Source organism: Streptomyces sp. NPDC005281 (genome assembly GCF_040607495.1).
Taxonomy (GTDB): domain Bacteria; phylum Actinomycetota; class Actinomycetes; order Streptomycetales; family Streptomycetaceae; genus Streptomyces.
In genome coordinates, this window is the sequence record NZ_JBEXGX010000046.1 from 35407 (window position 1) to 52245 (window position 16839).

At 73.0% G+C, this 16839-nt stretch carries 15 protein-coding genes; 6 read left to right on the forward strand and 9 right to left on the reverse strand.

Going from position 1 to position 16839, the window contains the following annotated elements; genetic code table 11:
• Nucleotides 1–35 precede the first annotated feature (35 nt).
• Both ABZV42_RS38375 and ABZV42_RS38380 read right to left on the reverse strand, forming a co-directional pair.
• Nucleotides 36–287 (reverse strand): hypothetical protein, encoded by a 252-nt coding sequence (locus tag ABZV42_RS38375; protein ID WP_355984346.1) that lies wholly within the window; start codon nt 285–287, stop codon nt 36–38.
• A gap of 331 nt (nt 288–618) precedes the next feature.
• Nucleotides 619–1458 carry a hypothetical protein gene (locus ABZV42_RS38380; RefSeq protein WP_355984347.1) on the reverse strand — a complete coding sequence of 280 codons (840 nt, stop codon included), beginning with the start codon at nt 1456–1458 and terminating at the stop codon, nt 619–621.
• Between the two features lie 184 nt (nt 1459–1642).
• Here ABZV42_RS38380 and ABZV42_RS38385 point away from each other — a divergent pair, with 184 nt between their 5' ends.
• The gene (locus ABZV42_RS38385; protein ID WP_355984348.1) at nt 1643–1768 is read left to right on the forward strand and encodes a hypothetical protein; all 126 of its coding nucleotides are present in this window, start codon (nt 1643–1645) and stop codon (nt 1766–1768) included.
• 204 nt (nt 1769–1972) lie between these two features.
• On the opposite strand, the gene ABZV42_RS38390 is transcribed toward ABZV42_RS38385, so the two are convergent.
• Both ABZV42_RS38390 and ABZV42_RS38395 read right to left on the reverse strand, forming a co-directional pair.
• Nucleotides 1973–2128 (reverse strand): hypothetical protein, encoded by a 156-nt coding sequence (locus tag ABZV42_RS38390; protein WP_355984349.1) that lies wholly within the window; start codon nt 2126–2128, stop codon nt 1973–1975.
• Nucleotides 2129–2358: 230 nt separating this feature from the next.
• Nucleotides 2359–3468 (reverse strand): mechanosensitive ion channel family protein, encoded by a 1110-nt coding sequence (locus tag ABZV42_RS38395; protein WP_355984350.1) that lies wholly within the window; start codon nt 3466–3468, stop codon nt 2359–2361.
• Between the two features lie 273 nt (nt 3469–3741).
• Between ABZV42_RS38395 and ABZV42_RS38400 the strand changes: the two genes are divergently transcribed.
• Nucleotides 3742–4278: an HNH endonuclease gene (locus ABZV42_RS38400; RefSeq protein WP_037618871.1), complete on the forward strand. Its 537-nt coding sequence runs from the start codon at nt 3742–3744 to the stop codon at nt 4276–4278.
• Nucleotides 4279–4476: 198 nt separating this feature from the next.
• Here ABZV42_RS38400 and ABZV42_RS38405 read toward each other — a convergent pair whose 3' ends face one another.
• The 4 genes from ABZV42_RS38405 to ABZV42_RS38420 form a co-directional block, all read right to left on the reverse strand.
• Nucleotides 4477–5805: an FtsX-like permease family protein gene (locus ABZV42_RS38405; RefSeq protein ID WP_356056205.1), complete on the reverse strand. Its 1329-nt coding sequence runs from the start codon at nt 5803–5805 to the stop codon at nt 4477–4479.
• The gene (locus ABZV42_RS38410) at nt 5802–6530 is read right to left on the reverse strand and encodes an ABC transporter ATP-binding protein (RefSeq protein ID WP_355984352.1); all 729 of its coding nucleotides are present in this window, start codon (nt 6528–6530) and stop codon (nt 5802–5804) included. The genes ABZV42_RS38405 and ABZV42_RS38410 overlap by 4 nt, the downstream gene beginning before the upstream one ends.
• The gene (locus ABZV42_RS38415; protein ID WP_355984353.1) at nt 6527–7060 is read right to left on the reverse strand and encodes a PadR family transcriptional regulator; all 534 of its coding nucleotides are present in this window, start codon (nt 7058–7060) and stop codon (nt 6527–6529) included. The genes ABZV42_RS38410 and ABZV42_RS38415 overlap by 4 nt, the downstream gene beginning before the upstream one ends.
• A gap of 183 nt (nt 7061–7243) precedes the next feature.
• A complete protein-coding gene (locus ABZV42_RS38420) occupies nt 7244–10480 on the reverse strand; it encodes a beta-N-acetylglucosaminidase domain-containing protein (RefSeq protein ID WP_356056208.1) in 3237 nt (1078 codons plus the stop codon).
• A gap of 298 nt (nt 10481–10778) precedes the next feature.
• Between ABZV42_RS38420 and ABZV42_RS38425 the strand changes: the two genes are divergently transcribed.
• Genes ABZV42_RS38425 through ABZV42_RS38435 form a run of 3 tightly spaced genes read left to right on the forward strand, consistent with a single transcriptional unit; the run spans nt 10779 to nt 13501 of the window.
• The gene (locus ABZV42_RS38425) at nt 10779–11048 is read left to right on the forward strand and encodes a hypothetical protein (RefSeq protein ID WP_356056210.1); all 270 of its coding nucleotides are present in this window, start codon (nt 10779–10781) and stop codon (nt 11046–11048) included.
• The gene (gene malQ / locus ABZV42_RS38430) at nt 11048–13204 is read left to right on the forward strand and encodes a 4-alpha-glucanotransferase (protein WP_355984356.1); all 2157 of its coding nucleotides are present in this window, start codon (nt 11048–11050) and stop codon (nt 13202–13204) included. The genes ABZV42_RS38425 and malQ overlap by 1 nt, the downstream gene beginning before the upstream one ends.
• 57 nt (nt 13205–13261) lie before the next feature.
• Complete coding sequence (locus ABZV42_RS38435) at nt 13262–13501, forward strand: hypothetical protein (RefSeq protein ID WP_355984357.1); 240 nt, start codon at nt 13262–13264, stop codon at nt 13499–13501.
• 86 nt (nt 13502–13587) lie between these two features.
• On the opposite strand, the gene ABZV42_RS38440 is transcribed toward ABZV42_RS38435, so the two are convergent.
• Nucleotides 13588–14064, reverse strand: a complete 477-nt coding sequence (locus ABZV42_RS38440; RefSeq protein WP_355984358.1) for a DUF1203 domain-containing protein — start codon at nt 14062–14064, stop codon at nt 13588–13590.
• 112 nt (nt 14065–14176) lie between these two features.
• Between ABZV42_RS38440 and pepN the strand changes: the two genes are divergently transcribed.
• Nucleotides 14177–16839: aminopeptidase N (gene pepN / locus ABZV42_RS38445; protein WP_356056211.1), on the forward strand; the 2663-nt coding region annotated here is incomplete at its 3' end.

A 16839-nucleotide genomic window follows, 5' to 3' on the forward strand; every position in this document is an offset into this window, starting at 1 on the left:
CGGTGCCGGTGCTCTTGGCGGTGCCCGCTCCGGCGCTAGTGATACGTCTGGTCGAGCCAGACGGTGACGGCGATGTCCGCCAGGACCCATGCCGCGGCGAGGCCGAGGACCGAACGCCTGACGAGTCGCGTCCGGCGCTCGACCACGACGGCGAGCTGCTCCGGGCTCCTGCCCTCGGCGGGCGGATAGTCCCGCCATCGGCCCGTCGCCACCCAGGCCAGTGCCAGCGCTATGGCGATGTAGACCGTCCACTCCCCGAACATCGAGCCCAGGTGGTACGGCGTCATGTGCGAGCCCCTCTCGTCGTCATGCGGCGAGGGCCTCTTCGCTGCGACTGCGCCCGCGCGCGGACCGGCCCGCTCTGTCCGCGCGCGGACCGCGCCCGCTCCGCGGGGACCTCGGCTTTCGGCATGCCCCCGTCAATCACTGATCATCGAGCGGCATCGTAGCGACGGCGGTCCGTGCGGCCGAGCGGCCGCGAAGATCGGTCGAAGCGAAGCCGCCCCCGCGGGGGACGAGTTCGTCCGTCGCGGGGGCGGCTCGGGGCGGCTCGGGGCGGCCCGGGGAGGGCGGCCCGGCTCCGGCCGGGGTCGGAGGTGACCCCGGTCCCGGTCCCGGTTACTTCACGTCGACGTAGTCGCCCGTGGCGGCGGCGGTGCCCGTGGTGGTCGTACCCGCGAACGAGTAGCGGTAGGTGCCGTCGGCCGAGGCCTTGACCGTGGTCCTCAGGGCGCCCGCGGTCCCGGACGTCACCGTCTTGACGGTCTTGTAGGCGGTGGCGCCCTTCGCCTTGAACTGGAGGGCGACCGGCTGGCCCTTGTAACCCGTGTAGTTCGCGTCCTTGTAGCTGTACCAACTGGCGCGGGTCAGGCTGCCGGTGACGGTGAGGGTCTTGCCCTTGGCGACCGGCTCCGGGCCGGCGTTCACGGTGAGCTTGGCGGCGCGCTTGATCTGCGCGGAAGCCAGGGGGCCCCACATGTCGTCGGCGTAGTTGAGGCTGACGTGGCCGTCGGAGTCGTCGTCGTCCGAGTCGAGGCGCCCGTAGTAGCCGGCGGCGTGCCAGGTGGTGGCGTCCGCGGCCTCGAACAGGAAGAACGGATCGAGCTCGATCGTCTCCTTGCACGACTCGGTCACCATGGTGGCGGACGTGGCGGTGGTGGCGCAGGTCGGGGCCTCGCCGTTCCCGACCTCGTTCTGGGGCTTGGAGAGCGAGCCCCGGTACAGGAGGACGCCGGCGGCCTTCGTCTCGTTGTCGATCACGACGTCGGCGGGGCGGGTCAGGGTGTACGTGACCGGGACCTTCACCGTGTTGGTGGTGCCGACGACGATCGCCTTGCCGCCGTTGACGACCACCTTGGAGAAGGTGAAGTCCGGCGTGGCGGCCGAGGCGGACGGCACGGCCAGGGCGGACAGGGCCAGGGTGCCGGAGGCGATGGCGCCTATGGCGAGCTTGCGCATGGATTCCCCATCTTCGGAGCGGGCCCCTGGGCGTTGCGCTCCAGAACGAGGGCCCCTCGTGAAGCGGACAGTAAGTGATCACGAAGTGTGGAGGTGACGCGGCCCCCTTGTGAAGAAGATCTGGACGCCCGCCGCGTCCCGTGCGGGATCGGGTGACCTTCGGCGAGACCTCCGGAGCGGCGCGGTGAGCGGGCCTTCCTGGTACGGCCTCCGCTGCGTCTTCCGGCACGACGCGCTCGGGGTCCACGAGGAGCGGGTCACCCTCTGGCGGGCACGGTCCCTGGGCGAGGCGATCGAACGGGCCGACTGACGCGGCGTCACGCGTCGTCGGTGCGGTCCGCTCCCGGTCGGTCGTCGAGGAACGGGGCGGTGTCCAGGGGGGGGTAGGGGGCCGGGAGCGGGAGCGGGGCGCCGAGGGAGACCTTGGTGTCGGCGTCGTAGTAGGCCTCGGTGGGGTCGTCGCCGGGCAGAACGGGGTTCGGGTAGCAGTGGGCCGTCCCCGTGTGGCGGTCGATCAGTACGTGGACGGGGACTCCGGCGGCGGCACGATGACCGTCTCCTCGACGTACTCCGGTCGAATCGGCATCGGCGACGCCTCTTCGATCGCAATCAACAGGTCGATGGGGTCCACGCGCGTCATCACCGGCTCCATGGTCGGTTCGGCGGTCATCGCTCGGTCTCCTTGTCCCGCTGATGCCAGGCCAAGCCCGGGTGCCCCGGCAGAACGATCGGGTACCCGGAACCTCCGGCGCCGGAATGCCCCGACCGTTCACTCGAACGAGCGTGCTGAACCGTTCCGTCGCTTCCGATGCGTCCATCGGGTTTCTTCTCGCACATACGAAGGAGGCGGCACCCCAACGCTTTTGGGGTGCCGCCTCCTTCGTACGGACTACTTCCGGACTACTTCGGCGAAGGCGCCGACCGGGGCTGGGCGATCGGGGCCGTCGCCACCGACTGGGGAGAGTCGGCGTTGGCGAAGGCCGACGGGGCCGCCACCACGGCCGCAGGGTCGAGGGGAGCCTCCTCCGCGGGCGCCGTCGGGCCGCCCACGATGCGGATGTCGGCGGCGTCGAAGGCGTGCTTGATCCGCCAGCGGAGTTCGCGCTCCACGGAGCTGGCCTTGCCCGGCATCGTCCTGGCCGAGACCCGGACCACCACGGAGTCGAGGAGGACGCTGTCCAGGCCCAGGATCTCGACCGGGCCCCACAGCCGCTCGCTCCAGGGCTCTTCCTTGCTGATGGTCTCGGCGACCTCGCCGATGACGGACCGGACGTGGTCCAGGTTCTCCGAGGCACGGACCGTGACGTCCACCCCGGCGGTGGCCCAGCCCTGGGAGAGGTTGCCGATGCGCTTGACCTCGCCGTTGCGTACATACCAGATCTCGCCGTTGTCGCCGCGCAGCTTGGTCACGCGCAGGCCCACCTCTATGACCTCGCCGGAGGCCACGCCCGCGTCGATCACGTCACCGACGCCGTACTGGTCCTCGAGGATCATGAAGACGCCGGAGAGGAAGTCGGTGACCAGGTTGCGGGCGCCGAAACCGATCGCGACACCGGCCACACCCGCCGAGGCGAGCAGCGGGGCCAGATTGATCTCGAACGTGCCGAGGATCATCAGCGCGGCCGTGCCCATGATCAGGAAGGACGCGACCGAGCGCAGGACCGACCCGATGGCCTGGGAGCGCTGACGGCGGCGCTCCACGTTGACCAGCAGACCACCGAGCGTCGTGCCGTCGACGCCCTCGGCGGTGCGGCTCATCCGGTCGATGAGCTTGGTGATGGCCCGCCGCACGGCCACTCTCAGTACGGCGGCTATCACCAGGATCAGCAGTACGCGCAGACCTATGGCCAGCCAGGTCGACCAGTTCTCCTCGACCCAGCTGGCGGCGTGGGTCGCCTTCTCCTGGGCGTCCTGGAGCGTGGGGGTCACCGGAAGCGGACCGGTCGACGTCGAGGGAGACGGCGACGGTTCCGCACCGGCGGCCAGGGCCGATAGGACGGGCAAGGACACAGCAGGTACCTCCAGGCGTAACGGTCTGCCCGCGGCGGGGACACAGCAGGGGGTGCCGTCCGGGCAGAACCACCACACTAACGGGGCATCGTGTGTGGATCGTTGTCATGCTGAGGGGAGAGACCGTGCTCACCTGGGGATGTAGGGGATGTGGTCGAAAACACTCCCAGCCCGTTACCGGGACATGGTGGCGCCACCACCAGGCATGAGGGGAGACTGACTGCAGATCGTCCCGGCGCGAGCCACGCGCCGCCGGCGTACAAGGAGGCATCCGTGCCGCACGTCCTGGTCCTCAACGCGTCGTACGAGCCGCTCGGCGTCGTACCGCTCCACCGCGCGCTCGTCCTCGTCCTCGAGAACAAGGCAGTCTGCCTCGAGGAATCCGGCGCCTTCATGCACAGCGCGACCGTTACTGTCCCCGCACCCAGCGTGGTCCGGCTGAAGAGGTTCGTACGGGTTCCCTACCGAGGGCCCGTCCCGCTGACCAGGCGAGCTCTGTTCGCCCGCGACGGCGGCCGGTGCATGTACTGCGGTGGCGTCGCAACCAGCGTCGACCACGTCATCCCGCGCTCACGCGGGGGTCAGCACGCCTGGGACAACGTGGTGGCGTCCTGCCGCCGCTGCAACCACACCAAGGCCGACCGCCACCTGGTCGAGATCGGCTGGCGCCTGCGCCACAAACCCGCCCCGCCGACGGGGCTCGCGTGGCGCATCATCGGAACCGGGCACAGGGACCCACGCTGGATGCCCTACCTGCAACCGTACGGCGCGGACGACGCCATGGCCCGGATCGACGGCATTTCAGCCTGACGATCCGGGCTTTCGCTTCGGCGGCGCCGGCCTCGGCAGCCGCCGTTTCCGGCTGCCCGGGAGGACCCCCGTACCTCCCGGCAGCCGCCACGCCCTGCCCGCGCGCTTCCCGGGTGGGCACCCCGGTCCTGACCGCGTCACGGACCGGGGCGGTCACAGGTGACCCGGCTCGTCACGGCAGCCGGTCACAGCAGCAGGTCACGGGTGACGCAGCTCCGCGGGGCGCGCCGAGCGGCGCAGCAGGGGCAGCGAGGTGGCGGCGGCCAGCAGGCAGGCCGCGTACACGATGACGGGCACGACCAGCGGCAGCACTGGTATGAACCCCCTGTCCGCGAGCTGCCCGTACCAGCCACCGATGGCCACGCCCCCGGCACCGGCCAGCGCGACCGCCGGGGCGAGCGGCAGGGCCGTCTCCAGGATCAGCGCCCGGCCGAGCACGGAGACCGGCACCCCGGCGGCGGCCTGGGCGACGAGGCCGCGGCGGCGGGTGGCGAGCGATTCGGCGGTCCCGACGGCCAGCCCGGACAGGGTGATCGCGAGGGCGAGCAGGATCGCGGCGCCCGTGAGGTCGATACCGGTGGTGTAGAAGGACAGGTTGCCGTGGTCACGCTGGGTGAGCACGTCGAGCAGTACCCGCCGTACGCCGACGAAGCCCGTCCCGACGACGGTCACCAGCAGGACCGCCGCATGGGTGCGGGCGCCCGCCCACGGGTCGTCCCGCAGCCGCTCGGCCGCGATCAGGACCGCCGGGTTCCCGGTCCGCTCAGCGAGGACGCGGCCCGTCAGCCGGGCGCTCGCGCCCACGGCCCAGACGGCCCCGAGCCCGGTGACGACCACCACACCGAAGACGAGCATCGGCGCCGTCCCGAACCCGTCTTGGTCGCGCGGAGCGAGGGCGAGCCCGGTGAGAAGTGTCACGAGAGCCGTCGCGAGGACGGCGAGGCCCGGGCGCCGCCAGCGAGCCGGGCGCACCCGGCGCACCCGGCCGAGCGGCGAGGCGACCACCCGGCGCAGGGCCAGCATGCTCACCAGCGCACCCAGTACGGGCACGGCGAGCGCGACCCCCGCGCAGCCGGCCCAGACGACGGCCGGCGGGCTCTGCCACTGGCGCAGCAGGACCGGCGCGGAGAGCGCCGTGGCGACGGCCGAGCCGATCAGGCACGCGAGGCCCGACTCCAGCGCGGCGATCCGCCGTACCTGCGCCGGGGTGGCTCCCGTGAGGCGCAGTCCGGCCATCCGCCGGTCGCGGTGCACGGCTCCGACCCGGGCGCACTGCCCGAGGAACCCGAGCACGGGCACCAGCAGGAGCAGCAGGGTGAGGACCACACCCGCCCGCTCGCCGGGCTGTGCGAGCAGCCCGTGGGCCAGGGGTATGGAGTACTGCCCTTGGAGCGAGGCGACGGCGATGGCGGCCAGGCAGAGCCCGGTGGCTGGGGCCGCCCCCACCGCTGTGAGCGCGACGCGCCACCACTCGCGCCGGTCCGAGCCACGGGTGAGGAGCAGGGCGATCCGAAGGTCGGTCCTCATCGGGACACCTCCCCGGCGGCCGGGGAGGCCGAGACGGCCGGGGCCGCAGGCAGGATGCCGGAGCCGGTCACGACCCCGTCCCGCAGCGAGACCTCACGGTCCGCGTACGCCGCCACCTGGGCGTCGTGCGTGATCAGCAGGACCGCGGTGCCGGCCTCCCTGGCGGTGTGTATCAGGGCGCTCATCACCTGTTCGCCTGCGAGGGAGTCGAGCGCGCCGGTCGGCTCGTCGGCGAAGACGGCCTTCGGATCGGTCACCAGGGCTCGCGCCAGCGCCACCCGCTGGGCCTGGCCGCCGCTCATCTCGCCGGGCCGCAGCGCCTCCTGACCCCGCACGCCGAACCGTTCGAGCCACTCGCCCGCCCGTTCCCGCGCCGCCGCCCGGGAGACACCCGCGAGCAGCAGGGGCAGTGCCACGTTGTCGGCGGCGGTCAGTTCGGGGATCAGCTGCCCGAACTGGAAGACCACTCCGAAGTCCGTGCGGCGCAGCTCGCCGAGCCGCTTCTCGGGGAGCAGGTCGAGGCGCTCGCCCGCGTACTCCACCGTTCCGCCGTCGGGTCTGACGATGCCCGCCAGGCAGTGGAGCAGGGTGGATTTACCGCTGCCGCTGGCTCCGGTGACGGCGAGGACCTCGCCCGCGGCCAGGTCCAGCGAGGCGCCGCGCAGTGCCGGGGTCGGACCGTGGGCCTTGACCAGATCCCTGGCGGTCAGAAGGGGGGTGCTCATGCTGTGTCGACCTCCGCGGTCAGGGGGGTGAGCCGGGCCGCCGTGGTCGTCATCCAGCGGAGGTCGGCGTCGAGGTGGTTGAGGGCGTAGTCGGCCGACAGGACGGTCGCGAGGCCGGCACCGGATGCCGTCTTCACCGCCGTGAGCTCACGCATCCGTGCCATGTGAGCGTCGCGCTGCGCCCGCAGATAGCCGGCCGGGTCCGCCGAGGCGAGGATCGATACGACGACCTTGGCGAAGATCTCGTTCGTCACGAAGGGGGCCGGCGGTGCGATCTCGCCCGCCCATCGGGTCAGTTCACGCGATCCCTCGTCGGTCGAGCGGTACAGGGTCCGCTCGGGACCGCCGTCCGAGTCGGTGCCGTCGATCGCGGCGAGATCGTCGCGGACCAGCCGTTGCAAGGTCGTGTACACCTGCCCGTAGGCCAGCGGGCGGGCCTGCGGGAAGCGTTCGTCGTGCCGTCGCTTGAGGTCGTACCCATGGCTGGGCCCTCCGGCGAGCAGCCCCAACAGGATGTGACGGGTGCTCATGGAGATCAGTATGCACTCAAGATATGTACTGAGTGAATAGCTGACGACGACCGACCGCCGAAGATCGCCCAGGGCTGCGGCGAATCGCCCCGGGGTGCGGCGAATCGCGGAGGACCGCCGAGGACCGCGGCGGAACAGCCGTGCCGTGCGGCCCTGTTGGACCCTGCCGACCCGAGGCGGGTGTCAGTCCGCGACCGCGTACGCCTCGACCGACCACAGCGAGTACCCGTACGCCGTGGCCCGCCGCACCCCCTGGACGCGCACGTAGCGGACGTCGCGTTCGTCGAAGCGGACGGATTCCCGACCGCCGCGGCTGTCGTTCACGGTCGTCGCGGTGCGCCAGACGCGACCGTCGGCGGAGACCTGTACGCGGTAGGCCGACGGGTGCGCGTCCTGCCAGCTCAGCACGAGCCGGCCGAGACGTACCGGCTCGGCGAACCGCACCTGCCACCAGGCACCGTCGTCGACGGGGGAGGACCAACGGGTCGACGGATCACCGTCGTTGGCCGCCGGGGCCGGGAAGTCGGGGGTCTCGTCGGCGGACGAGGAGGCCGTGCCGGTACGGGCCAGGTCGGGGCCCGCCGTGCGCGGGAAGGCGCGGACGGTCAGGGTGCGGGTCTGCGAGCCGAAGGCCACCGTCACCTCGTACGTGCCCGACGGGGTCCCCGGCGGGACCGTGACCTCGACCAGGCTGTCCACGACGGCGCCGCGCGACAGGGTCGGCGAGGGCCGCGAGACCTTGACCTGGATCCCCTTCGGGGCCTGTGCGGTCAGTTCACCGCTGACACCGGTGGGACGCAGCGAGGTCAGCCGGGCCGTGATCCGCTCCGTGCCGCCGATCTCCACGTCCGCCGTGGAGCGGGCCAGCTCCAGTGCCGCGGCAGGGGTGTCGGCGAACCACGGCACGAGATGGCGGACCTGGGAACGCCCGGGACCGACGACCCGCAGCGCGTCCACGCGCACGCCCGCCGTGCCGAGCAGGTCCGCGCCGATCTCCGTCGCGCCCCCGGCGGAGAGGGCGCCGAGATACCGCCAGCCCTCGCCCGGGACGTGCCCCTCGACGAAGCCCGTCGCGCCGGGGTCGGTCAGCACGCTCACGTCGGTGAGGACGCGGGGGCGCGGGAGCAGGACGACGCGGCCGTCCTGCCCGGTGCCGTCCTTCGGGGCGGGGTCGCCCTGCGCGGTCCCGCCGCCGTCCGCGCCGTCGGCCCCGGGACCGCCCGTGCCCGTCGTGGTGTCGTCGCCGGTCCCCTTGCCGCCGTCCCCCGCCGCTCCCGGGCCCTTCGGGGCGTGGCCGGTGGAGGAGTCGTTGCCGAGGCCCGCCCACTGCTCGTACGCCGTGCGGGCCCGCGTCAGGAACGGGTCGAGCACGCCCGCGCCGACCGTCGCCTCGCTCGCCGCGAGTTCGGCGCGCAGCCGGTTCAGCGCGCGGTACGCCGTCCACGCCGCCGTCGCGTCACCGTCCGACTGGGCGTCCAGCAGCGCGACGGCCGTCTCACCGGCCTCGCCGTAGCGCGCCAACTGCTCGGTCCAGGGCTGCACTTCGGTGGCGATCGGCCGGCCGGCCAGCCGCTTCGGCGTCTCGCGCATCACCGTGAACGCCGCACGCAGCCGCTCGGCCGCGCGGTCGCCCGCGGCACGGTCCGTGGTCGTCCGCGCCTGCCAGAAGGCCTCCAGGAGCGGGCGCAGATACGCCGACTCCTCGCCGCCGAGGACGGAGGACGCCTCGTTCCCGGCCAGCGCGCGCAGGGCGTCCGCGCCCCGGGCGTCCTTGCCCGCGAGATCCTCGATCGCGGCCTCCCAGGACTCCTGGGGCCGGTAGTCCCGCGGGTTCCACGCGTAGTCGGCCGCCGTGAACAGCGGGATGCGGGAGGCCTCGGCCTGGGGCATCGCGTTCGCCAGCAGAGCCGCCGAACCCGTCGCGACGGCCGGCTCGCGCCCCTGGTAGGGGCCGAGGAACACCCGGTCCTGCGCGTAGTCGTTGACCGGGTAGTTGTCCATCGTGACGAGCGGGTGGCTGCCGAACACCGCTCGGGTGCGCGCCAGTTCGCCTCCGGTGATGGTCTTCGGCACGACCCCGATACCCGTCCAGGCGACCTCGACGTTCCTGTCCAGCGCGCCGGCCAGTCGCCGGCGGTAGTCGGTCGAGCCGTCCTCGTAGTACTCCGTCGGCATCAGGGACAGCGCGGCCACGTCCGGGTGACGGGCCGCGAGATGCCGGGCCACGGCGTTCGCCACCCGGGCCTGCGCCTTCGCCGCCGCCTCGGCGCCGGAGCCGAACGCGTCCGCGTCCGCCCCGCAGTGCCACTCGGTGTAGCTGACGTCCTGGAACTGGAGCTGGAAGGCCCGGAACCCGAGCGCCCACATGGCGTCGAGCTTGCGCGTCAGCGCCTTCACGTCGGCGTCCGAGGAGAAGCACATCGCCTGCCCCGGGGCCACCGCCCAGGTCGGCGTGACGTGATTGCGGAGCGCCCGTTCCGCGAGGTCCCGGAACCGGGCGCGTTCGGCGGCCGGGTACGGCTCACGCCAGCGGGCCTGGCGGAACAGGTCGTCGCCGGGCGCGTAGACATAGCGGTTCTGCTTGGTCCTGCCCATGAAGTCCAGCTGGGCGAGGCGCTGTTCGGGGGTCCACGGGCTGCCGTAGAACCCCTCGGTGACACCCCGCACGGCGGTGCCGGGCCAGTCCCGGACGACGGCGCCGGCGATCCGGCGGTCGGCGCCGAGGAGTTGGCGCAGTGTCTGCACCGCGTGGAACAGGCCGTCCTCGCCGACTCCCGCGAGGGCGACGGTGTCCCGGCCGTCGGTGCGGCCGACGGCCAGCCGGTACCCGCCGGAGGGGAGGTCGGCGCGGGGCGCGGCACCGAGCGCCGTCAGCGCCCGCTCCAGGGAGCCCGAAGCGGCGGGCGTGCCGCCGAAGGAACCCGCGCCCCGACCGCCGGTGCTCGCCGGATCCGTGCCCAGGCGCACCACCAGAGCGTGCGCCGGGAGCGCGTCACCGTCACGCGCCGTCGTGATCGTGCGTGCGCCGGCCTGCCGCAGCAGCGCGCGCAACGCTTCGAGGGCGTACGGGTCGAGGTCGCTGTCCGGGGTGTCGGCGTCGACGCTCACACCGGGGGCGTACGGAGTCAGGGGCACGCCCGGGGCGTACACGCCGGCCGCGGAGCCGGAGCGCGCGCCTCCGGAGTTCCTGCCCGGCGCCGAGGTGACCAGGACGACCTCGTCCGTGACGGAGACCGGGGTGCCGTTCGCGCGCAGCGACTGCGGGCGCGGCCAGACGGCGGGCACCCCGCTCCCGGTGGGATCGTCCGCGGAGGCCGCGGGACCGTGCGGCGCCGCCACGGCCGCGGGGGCCGTCACGAACGCGCTCGCGACCACGGCGAACGCGAGTGCGGTCGCTCCTTTTCCACGCCCGAGTCGCACGGTTCCCCCTCGTAGCCCGGCACCCCGGCCGCGGCGTCGGTGTGGCCCGAGCCCACCATTCGAGTGATGAGGGTGTCAACGAGAGTGGCCGAAGTGCCGGGATTACCCCAGCCTGGAGGTGCGGCCCGGACATGCGGGACGGCGACGGAATGTGACCAGAAGCACGTTGTCCGTCCGTGTGCGTCTGCGCTCGCGCCCACGGGGTAGGGCTGCGTGTGACCGCCCGGGGCATCCGTTTCCGGCACGAACCACCGGAATGCCCCCGGCCGCCGTATCCGACCTCGACAAGGAGGCCCCCGTGGCCGCATCGGCACACCTGCTCCTCACGGCCCTGTCCGAACGCGCGGCGGAGCCGTCCGTCCCCGGCCCGCGCGCGAGCCGGGCGTCCGCCGAGCCCGAGAGCGCCCACCCGGGTCCGGCCGGTTCGGAGGGCGCCTGCTCCGCCGCGCCCCTGACCAGCGAACCCCCGCTGCTCGACGCCGAGCCGCTGACCAGCGAGCCGCCGCTCGCGTACGCCGCGCATCTGACGAGCGAACCCACCTCGACCGGCGCCGCGTCGGGGGTCTGATGGCACCCACCGGGCCGGCCGACCCGCCGCGGACCGCCTCGGAGCCGGCACCGCGGCCCCCCTTGTCCCGGCTCGCCGAACTGCACGGTGTCGCCCCGGAGTACAGCCCCTCCCCGGGCCGCACGGTCACGGCCCCGGACAGCGCGCTCGTGGCGGTCCTGGCGGCGCTCGGCGTCGACGCGAGCACCCCGGAAGCCGTCGGGGCCGCACTCGCGCTGCGCGAGGCCGCGAACGCGAAGCGGCTGCTGCCGCCGACCCTGGTGTGCTGGGGCGGCCTCGTCCCCGCCGAACTCGCCGCGCTGCCGGACGGCACCCGCCTGCGGATCACCACCGAACAGGGCGAGTCCCGGACCTCCGCCGACCAGCTGCCGCCCGGCGTCCACACACTGCGCGCCACCGCCCCCGACGGCCGCGACGCCGACACCCACGTCGTCGTCGCCCCCACCCGGCTGCCCGCGCCGCCCGGACGCGCCCACGGCCTGCTCGTCCAGCTCTACTCCCTGCTCTCCCGCCGTTCCTGGGGCATGGGCGACCTCGGCGACCTCGCCGAGCTGACCGCCTGGGCCGGGCGGGCGCTGGGCGCCGGATTCGTCCAGGTCAACCCCCTGCACGCCGCCGTACCCGGCGACCCCACCGACCCCTCCCCGTACCGGCCCTCGTCCCGTCGCTTCCCCGACCCGGTGCACCTGCGCGTCGAGGACGTCCCCGAGTACCCGTACGCCGAGGACCGCGACCGGCTGTCCGCGGTGCTGGAGCGGGCCGAACGGCTGCGCGACGGCGTACTGCGCAAGGGCGCGCTGATCGACCGCGACGCCGTGTGGGCTCTCAAACGCGAGGCGCTCGAAGCGGTGCGCTCGGTGCCGCTCGGGCCCGGACGGCAGGCCGCGTACGCCGACTTCCTCGCCGAGGAGGGCCGGGCGCTCGAGGACCACGCCACCTGGTGCGCGCTCGCCGAGGTCCACGGATCCGACTGGCGGAACTGGCCCGTGGCGCTGCGCGACCCCCGCTCGTCCGCCACCGCCAGGGCACGCGGCGAGCTGATGGACCGCGTCGACTTCCACAGCCGGCTCGCCTGGCTCACCGAGGCCCAGCTCGCGCGCGCCCAGCGCTCCGCGCGCGACGCGGGCATGACCGTCGGACTCGTGCACGACCTCGCCGTCGGCGTCCACCCGGACGGCGCGGACGCCTGGGCCCAGCAGGAGTACTTCGCCGCCGGCATGTCCGTCGGCGCGCCCCCGGACGCCTTCAACGCCCGCGGCCAGGACTGGGGCCTGCCGCCCTGGCGGCCCGACCGGCTCGCCGCCTGCGGCTACGCCCCCTACCGCCGGCTGCTGCGCGCGCTCCTGCGGAACGCGGGCGCCCTGCGCATCGACCATGTCATGGGCCTGTTCCGGCTCTGGTGGATCCCCGCCGGACAGCCGCCCACCGAGGGCTCGTACGTCCGCTACGACGCCGAGGCGATGCTCGCGATCCTGGTCCTGGAGGCCTCGCGGGCCGGAGCACTGGTGATCGGCGAGGACCTCGGCACGGTCGAACCCGGGGTGCGCGAGACGCTTCAGGAACGCGGAGTGCTCGGCACCTCGGTCCTGTGGTTCGAACGCGACTGGGACGGGGACGGCCTGCCGCTGCCGCCCGACGGCTGGCGCGCCGACTGCCTGGCCACCGCCACCACCCACGACCTGCCGTCCACGGCGGCCCGGTTCACCGGCGAGCACGTCGAACTCCGCGACCGCCTCGGCCTGTTGACCGGCTCCCTCGCCGAGGAACGGGCGGCCGCCGCCGCCGACGTCCGGGACTGGCTGGCGCTGCTCTCCCGGCTCGGGCTGCTGCGCGCTCCGGGCGGCGGCGCCCCCGCTTCGGTGGAGGAGGCCGAGATCCAGGCAGTACACCGCTTCCTGCTGCGCACCCCGGCCCGTCTGATCGGCGTCTGGCTCCCCGACGCCGTCGGCGACCGGCGCCCGCAGAACCTTCCGGGAACCTGGGACGAGTACCCCAACTGGCGCCTGCCCGTCGCCGACGCCGAGGGCCGGCCGGTGACCCTGGAGGAGCTGGCCGCCTCACCCCGGCTGCACGCCCTGATCGACGTGGTGCGGGCGGAGAGCGGCCCGGCCGGTGCGTCCGGGAGCCCCCCGGCACCCCCGGGCCGCGTCCCGTGACCTCCGTACGGCACCCCCGGGCGCGCGGCCCCGTCGGGTGTTCGCTACGTTTGCACCGTGGACAAGAAGAACGCTCTGCGCGCCGGTGCCCTGGCGGCCGGTACGACGCTGATGATGCTGCTCATGTCGTCCCCCGCGCTCGCGCTGACCCGTGACGACGGCGACGACCCCGGCTCCGGCCTGAGCGTGATCGAGACGCTCGGCCTCTACGTCGTGGCGCCGCTCGTGCTGTTCCTGGTCATCGCCGGCCTGGTGATGGTCCTGGACAAGTCCCACAAGCAGCCGAAGCAGGGCTGAGCCCCGCTCGCCCCGCACCGACTCTCCGCCGAGGGAGTCCCCGCACCGACCGGCGCGGGGACTCCCTCGACGCGTTGCCGGAGCCCTCAGCCCCGGCGCACCTCGTACAGGAAGCAGCCGTACTCAACCGCCCGGACGTGGACCAGTGCCACCTCCGGATCGGCGAACGCCTCCGTGAAGGCCTCGCCGAACGCGGCCGGTGCCCCGACCAGTTGCCCGCCCAGGATGTGTCCCCCGGCCGAGTAGCGGCGGACCGTGCGGTGGGCGCCCGTGAACGGCAGGGCGTCCGTGGCCGGGCCCGCGCACTCGTCCGCGTGGATGAAGACCGGACCCGTCTCGTCGTACGGGCCCGGCTCGGCGCCGGTCCGTGCCGCCCAGCGGCGCAACGGGGCGTAGGAGACCAGGGCGACGCGCTCCCCGGGCTCACTGCGGCGCAGGCAGCAGCGCAGCGGGGACCCGCCCTCCTCGTCGGTTCCCGGGACCGGCCGGCGGCCGGCGTCGTCGGTGTCGCGGAGCTCCTTCAGGACGGCCGCGCCGATGGGCCGTGCGGTGTAAGTCGTCATGACTCAAGGCTCACGCCCGCGACGCCCGGGCACCGGCGGGAAACGGACATCGCCTTGTGCGTGGGTCCCGTGGAAGGATGGCGCAACCCACACATAACGAGGAGATGACCGCGTGCCTGGCACAAACCTGACCCGCGAAGAGGCGCAGCAGCGGGCGAAGCTGCTCACCGTTGACTCGTACGAGGTCGATCTCGACCTCTCCGGCGCGCAGGAGGGCGGCACCTACCGGTCCGTGACCACGGTGCGCTTCGACTCCGCCGAGACCGGCGCGGAGTCCTTCATCGACCTGGTGGCCCCGGCCGTCCACGAGGTCACTCTCAACGGCGACCCGCTCGACCCCGCCGAGGTCTTCAAGGACTCGCGGATCGCGCTGCCCGGTCTTCTTGAGGGACGCAACGTCGTCCGCGTCGTCGCGGACTGCGCCTACACCAACACCGGCGAGGGCCTGCACCGGTTCGTCGACCCCGTCGACGAGCAGGCCTACCTGTACACCCAGTTCGAGGTGCCGGACGCACGCCGCGTCTTCGCGTCCTTCGAGCAGCCCGACCTCAAGGCCACCTTCCAGTTCACCGTGAAGGCGCCGACCGGCTGGACGGTCATCTCCAACTCGCCGACCCCGGAGCCCAAGGACGACGTCTGGGTCTTCGAGCCGACGCCGCGGATCTCGACGTACATCACCGCGCTGATCGTCGGCCCGTACCACTCTGTGCACAGCGTGTACGAGAAGGACGGCCGGACCGTGCCGCTCGGCATCTACTGTCGCCCCTCGCTCGCCGAGTTCCTCGACTCGGACGCGATCTTCGAGGTCACCCGGCAGGGCTTCGACTGGTTCCAGGAGAAGTTCGACTACGCGTACCCGTTCACGAAGTACGACCAGCTCTTCGTGCCCGAGTTCAACGCGGGCGCGATGGAGAACGCGGGCGCGGTCACCATCCGCGACCAGTACGTCTTCCGTTCCAAGGTCACCGACGCCGCCTACGAGCTGCGCGCCGAGACGATCCTGCACGAGCTCGCCCACATGTGGTTCGGCGACCTCGTGACGATGGAGTGGTGGAACGACCTCTGGCTGAACGAGTCGTTCGCCACCTACACCTCCATCGCCTGTCAGGCCTACCACCCCGACAGCCGCTGGCCGCACTCCTGGACCACCTTCGCCAACTCCATGAAGACGTGGGCGTACCGGCAGGACCAGCTGCCCTCCACCCACCCGATCATGGCCGAGATCCGCGACCTCGACGACGTGCTCGTCAACTTCGACGGCATCACGTACGCCAAGGGCGCCTCCGTCCTCAAGCAACTCGTCGCCTACGTCGGCATGGACGAGTTCTTCCGCGGCGTCCAGGCCTACTTCAAGGCCCACGCGTTCGGGAACACCCGCCTGTCCGACCTGCTCGGCGCCCTGGAGGAGACCTCCGGACGCGACCTCGGCGTCTGGTCGCAGAAGTGGCTCCAGACTGCCGGGATCAACATCCTGCGGCCCGAGATCGAGACCGACGCCGACGGCGTCATCACCTCCTTCGCCATCCGCCAGGAGGCCCCGGCCCTGCCCGCCGGAGCCCAGGGCGAGCCGACACTGCGCCCGCACCGCATCGCGGTCGGCCTCTACGACCTCGACGCCGGCAGCGGCAAGCTCCTCCGGGACGAGCGGCTCGAGCTCGACGTGGACGGGGAGCTGACCGCCGTACCGCAGCTCGTCGGCAAGCGCCGCCCCGATGTCGTCCTCCTCAACGACGACGACCTGTCGTACGCCAAGGTCCGCCTCGACGAGGACTCCCTGGCCTTCGTCACCGAGCACCTCGGGGACTTCGAGTCCTCCCTGCCGCGCGCCCTGTGCTGGGCCTCGGCCTGGGACATGACCCGCGACGCCGAACTCGCCACCCGCGACTACCTGGCGCTGGTGCTTTCCGGCATCGGCAAGGAGTCCGACATCGGTGTCGTCCAGTCGCTGCAACGCCAGGTGAAGCTCGCCATCGAGCTGTACGCCGACCCGACGGCCCGCGAGGCGCTGCTGACCCGCTGGACCGACGCGACGCTCGCCCACCTGCGTGCGGCCGAGGCCGGCGGCGACCACCAGCTGGCCTGGGCGCGCGCCTTCGCGGGTACCGCGCGCACGCCGGAGCAGCTCGACCTCCTGGAGGCGCTGCTCGAAGGCCGCGAGACCATCGAGGGCCTCGCCGTCGACACCGAGCTGCGCTGGGCGTTCGTCCAGCAACTCGCGGCCGTCGGACGCTTCGACGACGCGGAGATCGCCGCCGAGTACGAGCGCGACAAGACGGCCGCCGGTGAGCGGCACGCGGCCACCGCCCGGGCGGCCCGTCCCACCGAGGAGGCGAAGGCGGAGGCGTGGGCCTCGGTCGTCGAGTCCGACAAGCTCCCGAACGCCGTGCAGGAAGCGGTCATCGGCGGCTTCGTACAGACCGGCCAGCGTGAGCTGCTCGCCCCGTACACGGACAAGTACTTCTCCGTGGTCAAGGAGATCTGGGACGCCCGCTCGCACGAGATCGCGCAGCAGATCGCGACCGGCCTCTACCCGGGCATCCACATCGCCGAGGAGACCCTCGCCAAGACGGACGCGTGGCTGGCCGAGGCCGAGCCCAACGCCGCCCTGCGACGGCTCGTCTCGGAGTCCCGCTCGGGCGTCGAGCGGGCCCTGAAGGCGCAGGCGGCGGACGCCGCGTCGGCCCCGGGGGTGTACGGCTGCGGGGTCGGCATGGCGAACCTGAACGGCACATTGATCACGATGGAGACGATGAACGCGATCAGGCCGCCCAGCAG

What these genes read in the sequence shown, in the direction of transcription:
- ABZV42_RS38390 (WP_355984349.1), bottom strand. Translation starts at nt 2,128, where the DNA reads ATGACCGCCGAACCGACCATGGAGCCGGTGATGACGCGCGTGGACCCC.
- ABZV42_RS38440 (WP_355984358.1), bottom strand. Translation starts at nt 14,064, where the DNA reads ATGACGACTTACACCGCACGGCCCATCGGCGCGGCCGTCCTGAAGGAG.
- ABZV42_RS38380 (WP_355984347.1), bottom strand. Translation starts at nt 1,458, where the DNA reads ATGCGCAAGCTCGCCATAGGCGCCATCGCCTCCGGCACCCTGGCCCTG.
- ABZV42_RS38405 (WP_356056205.1), bottom strand. Translation starts at nt 5,805, where the DNA reads ATGAGGACCGACCTTCGGATCGCCCTGCTCCTCACCCGTGGCTCGGAC.
- ABZV42_RS38410 (WP_355984352.1), bottom strand. Translation starts at nt 6,530, where the DNA reads ATGAGCACCCCCCTTCTGACCGCCAGGGATCTGGTCAAGGCCCACGGT.
- ABZV42_RS38375 (WP_355984346.1), bottom strand. Translation starts at nt 287, where the DNA reads ATGACGCCGTACCACCTGGGCTCGATGTTCGGGGAGTGGACGGTCTAC.
- ABZV42_RS38415 (WP_355984353.1), bottom strand. Translation starts at nt 7,060, where the DNA reads ATGAGCACCCGTCACATCCTGTTGGGGCTGCTCGCCGGAGGGCCCAGC.
- malQ (WP_355984356.1), top strand. Translation starts at nt 11,048, where the DNA reads ATGGCACCCACCGGGCCGGCCGACCCGCCGCGGACCGCCTCGGAGCCG.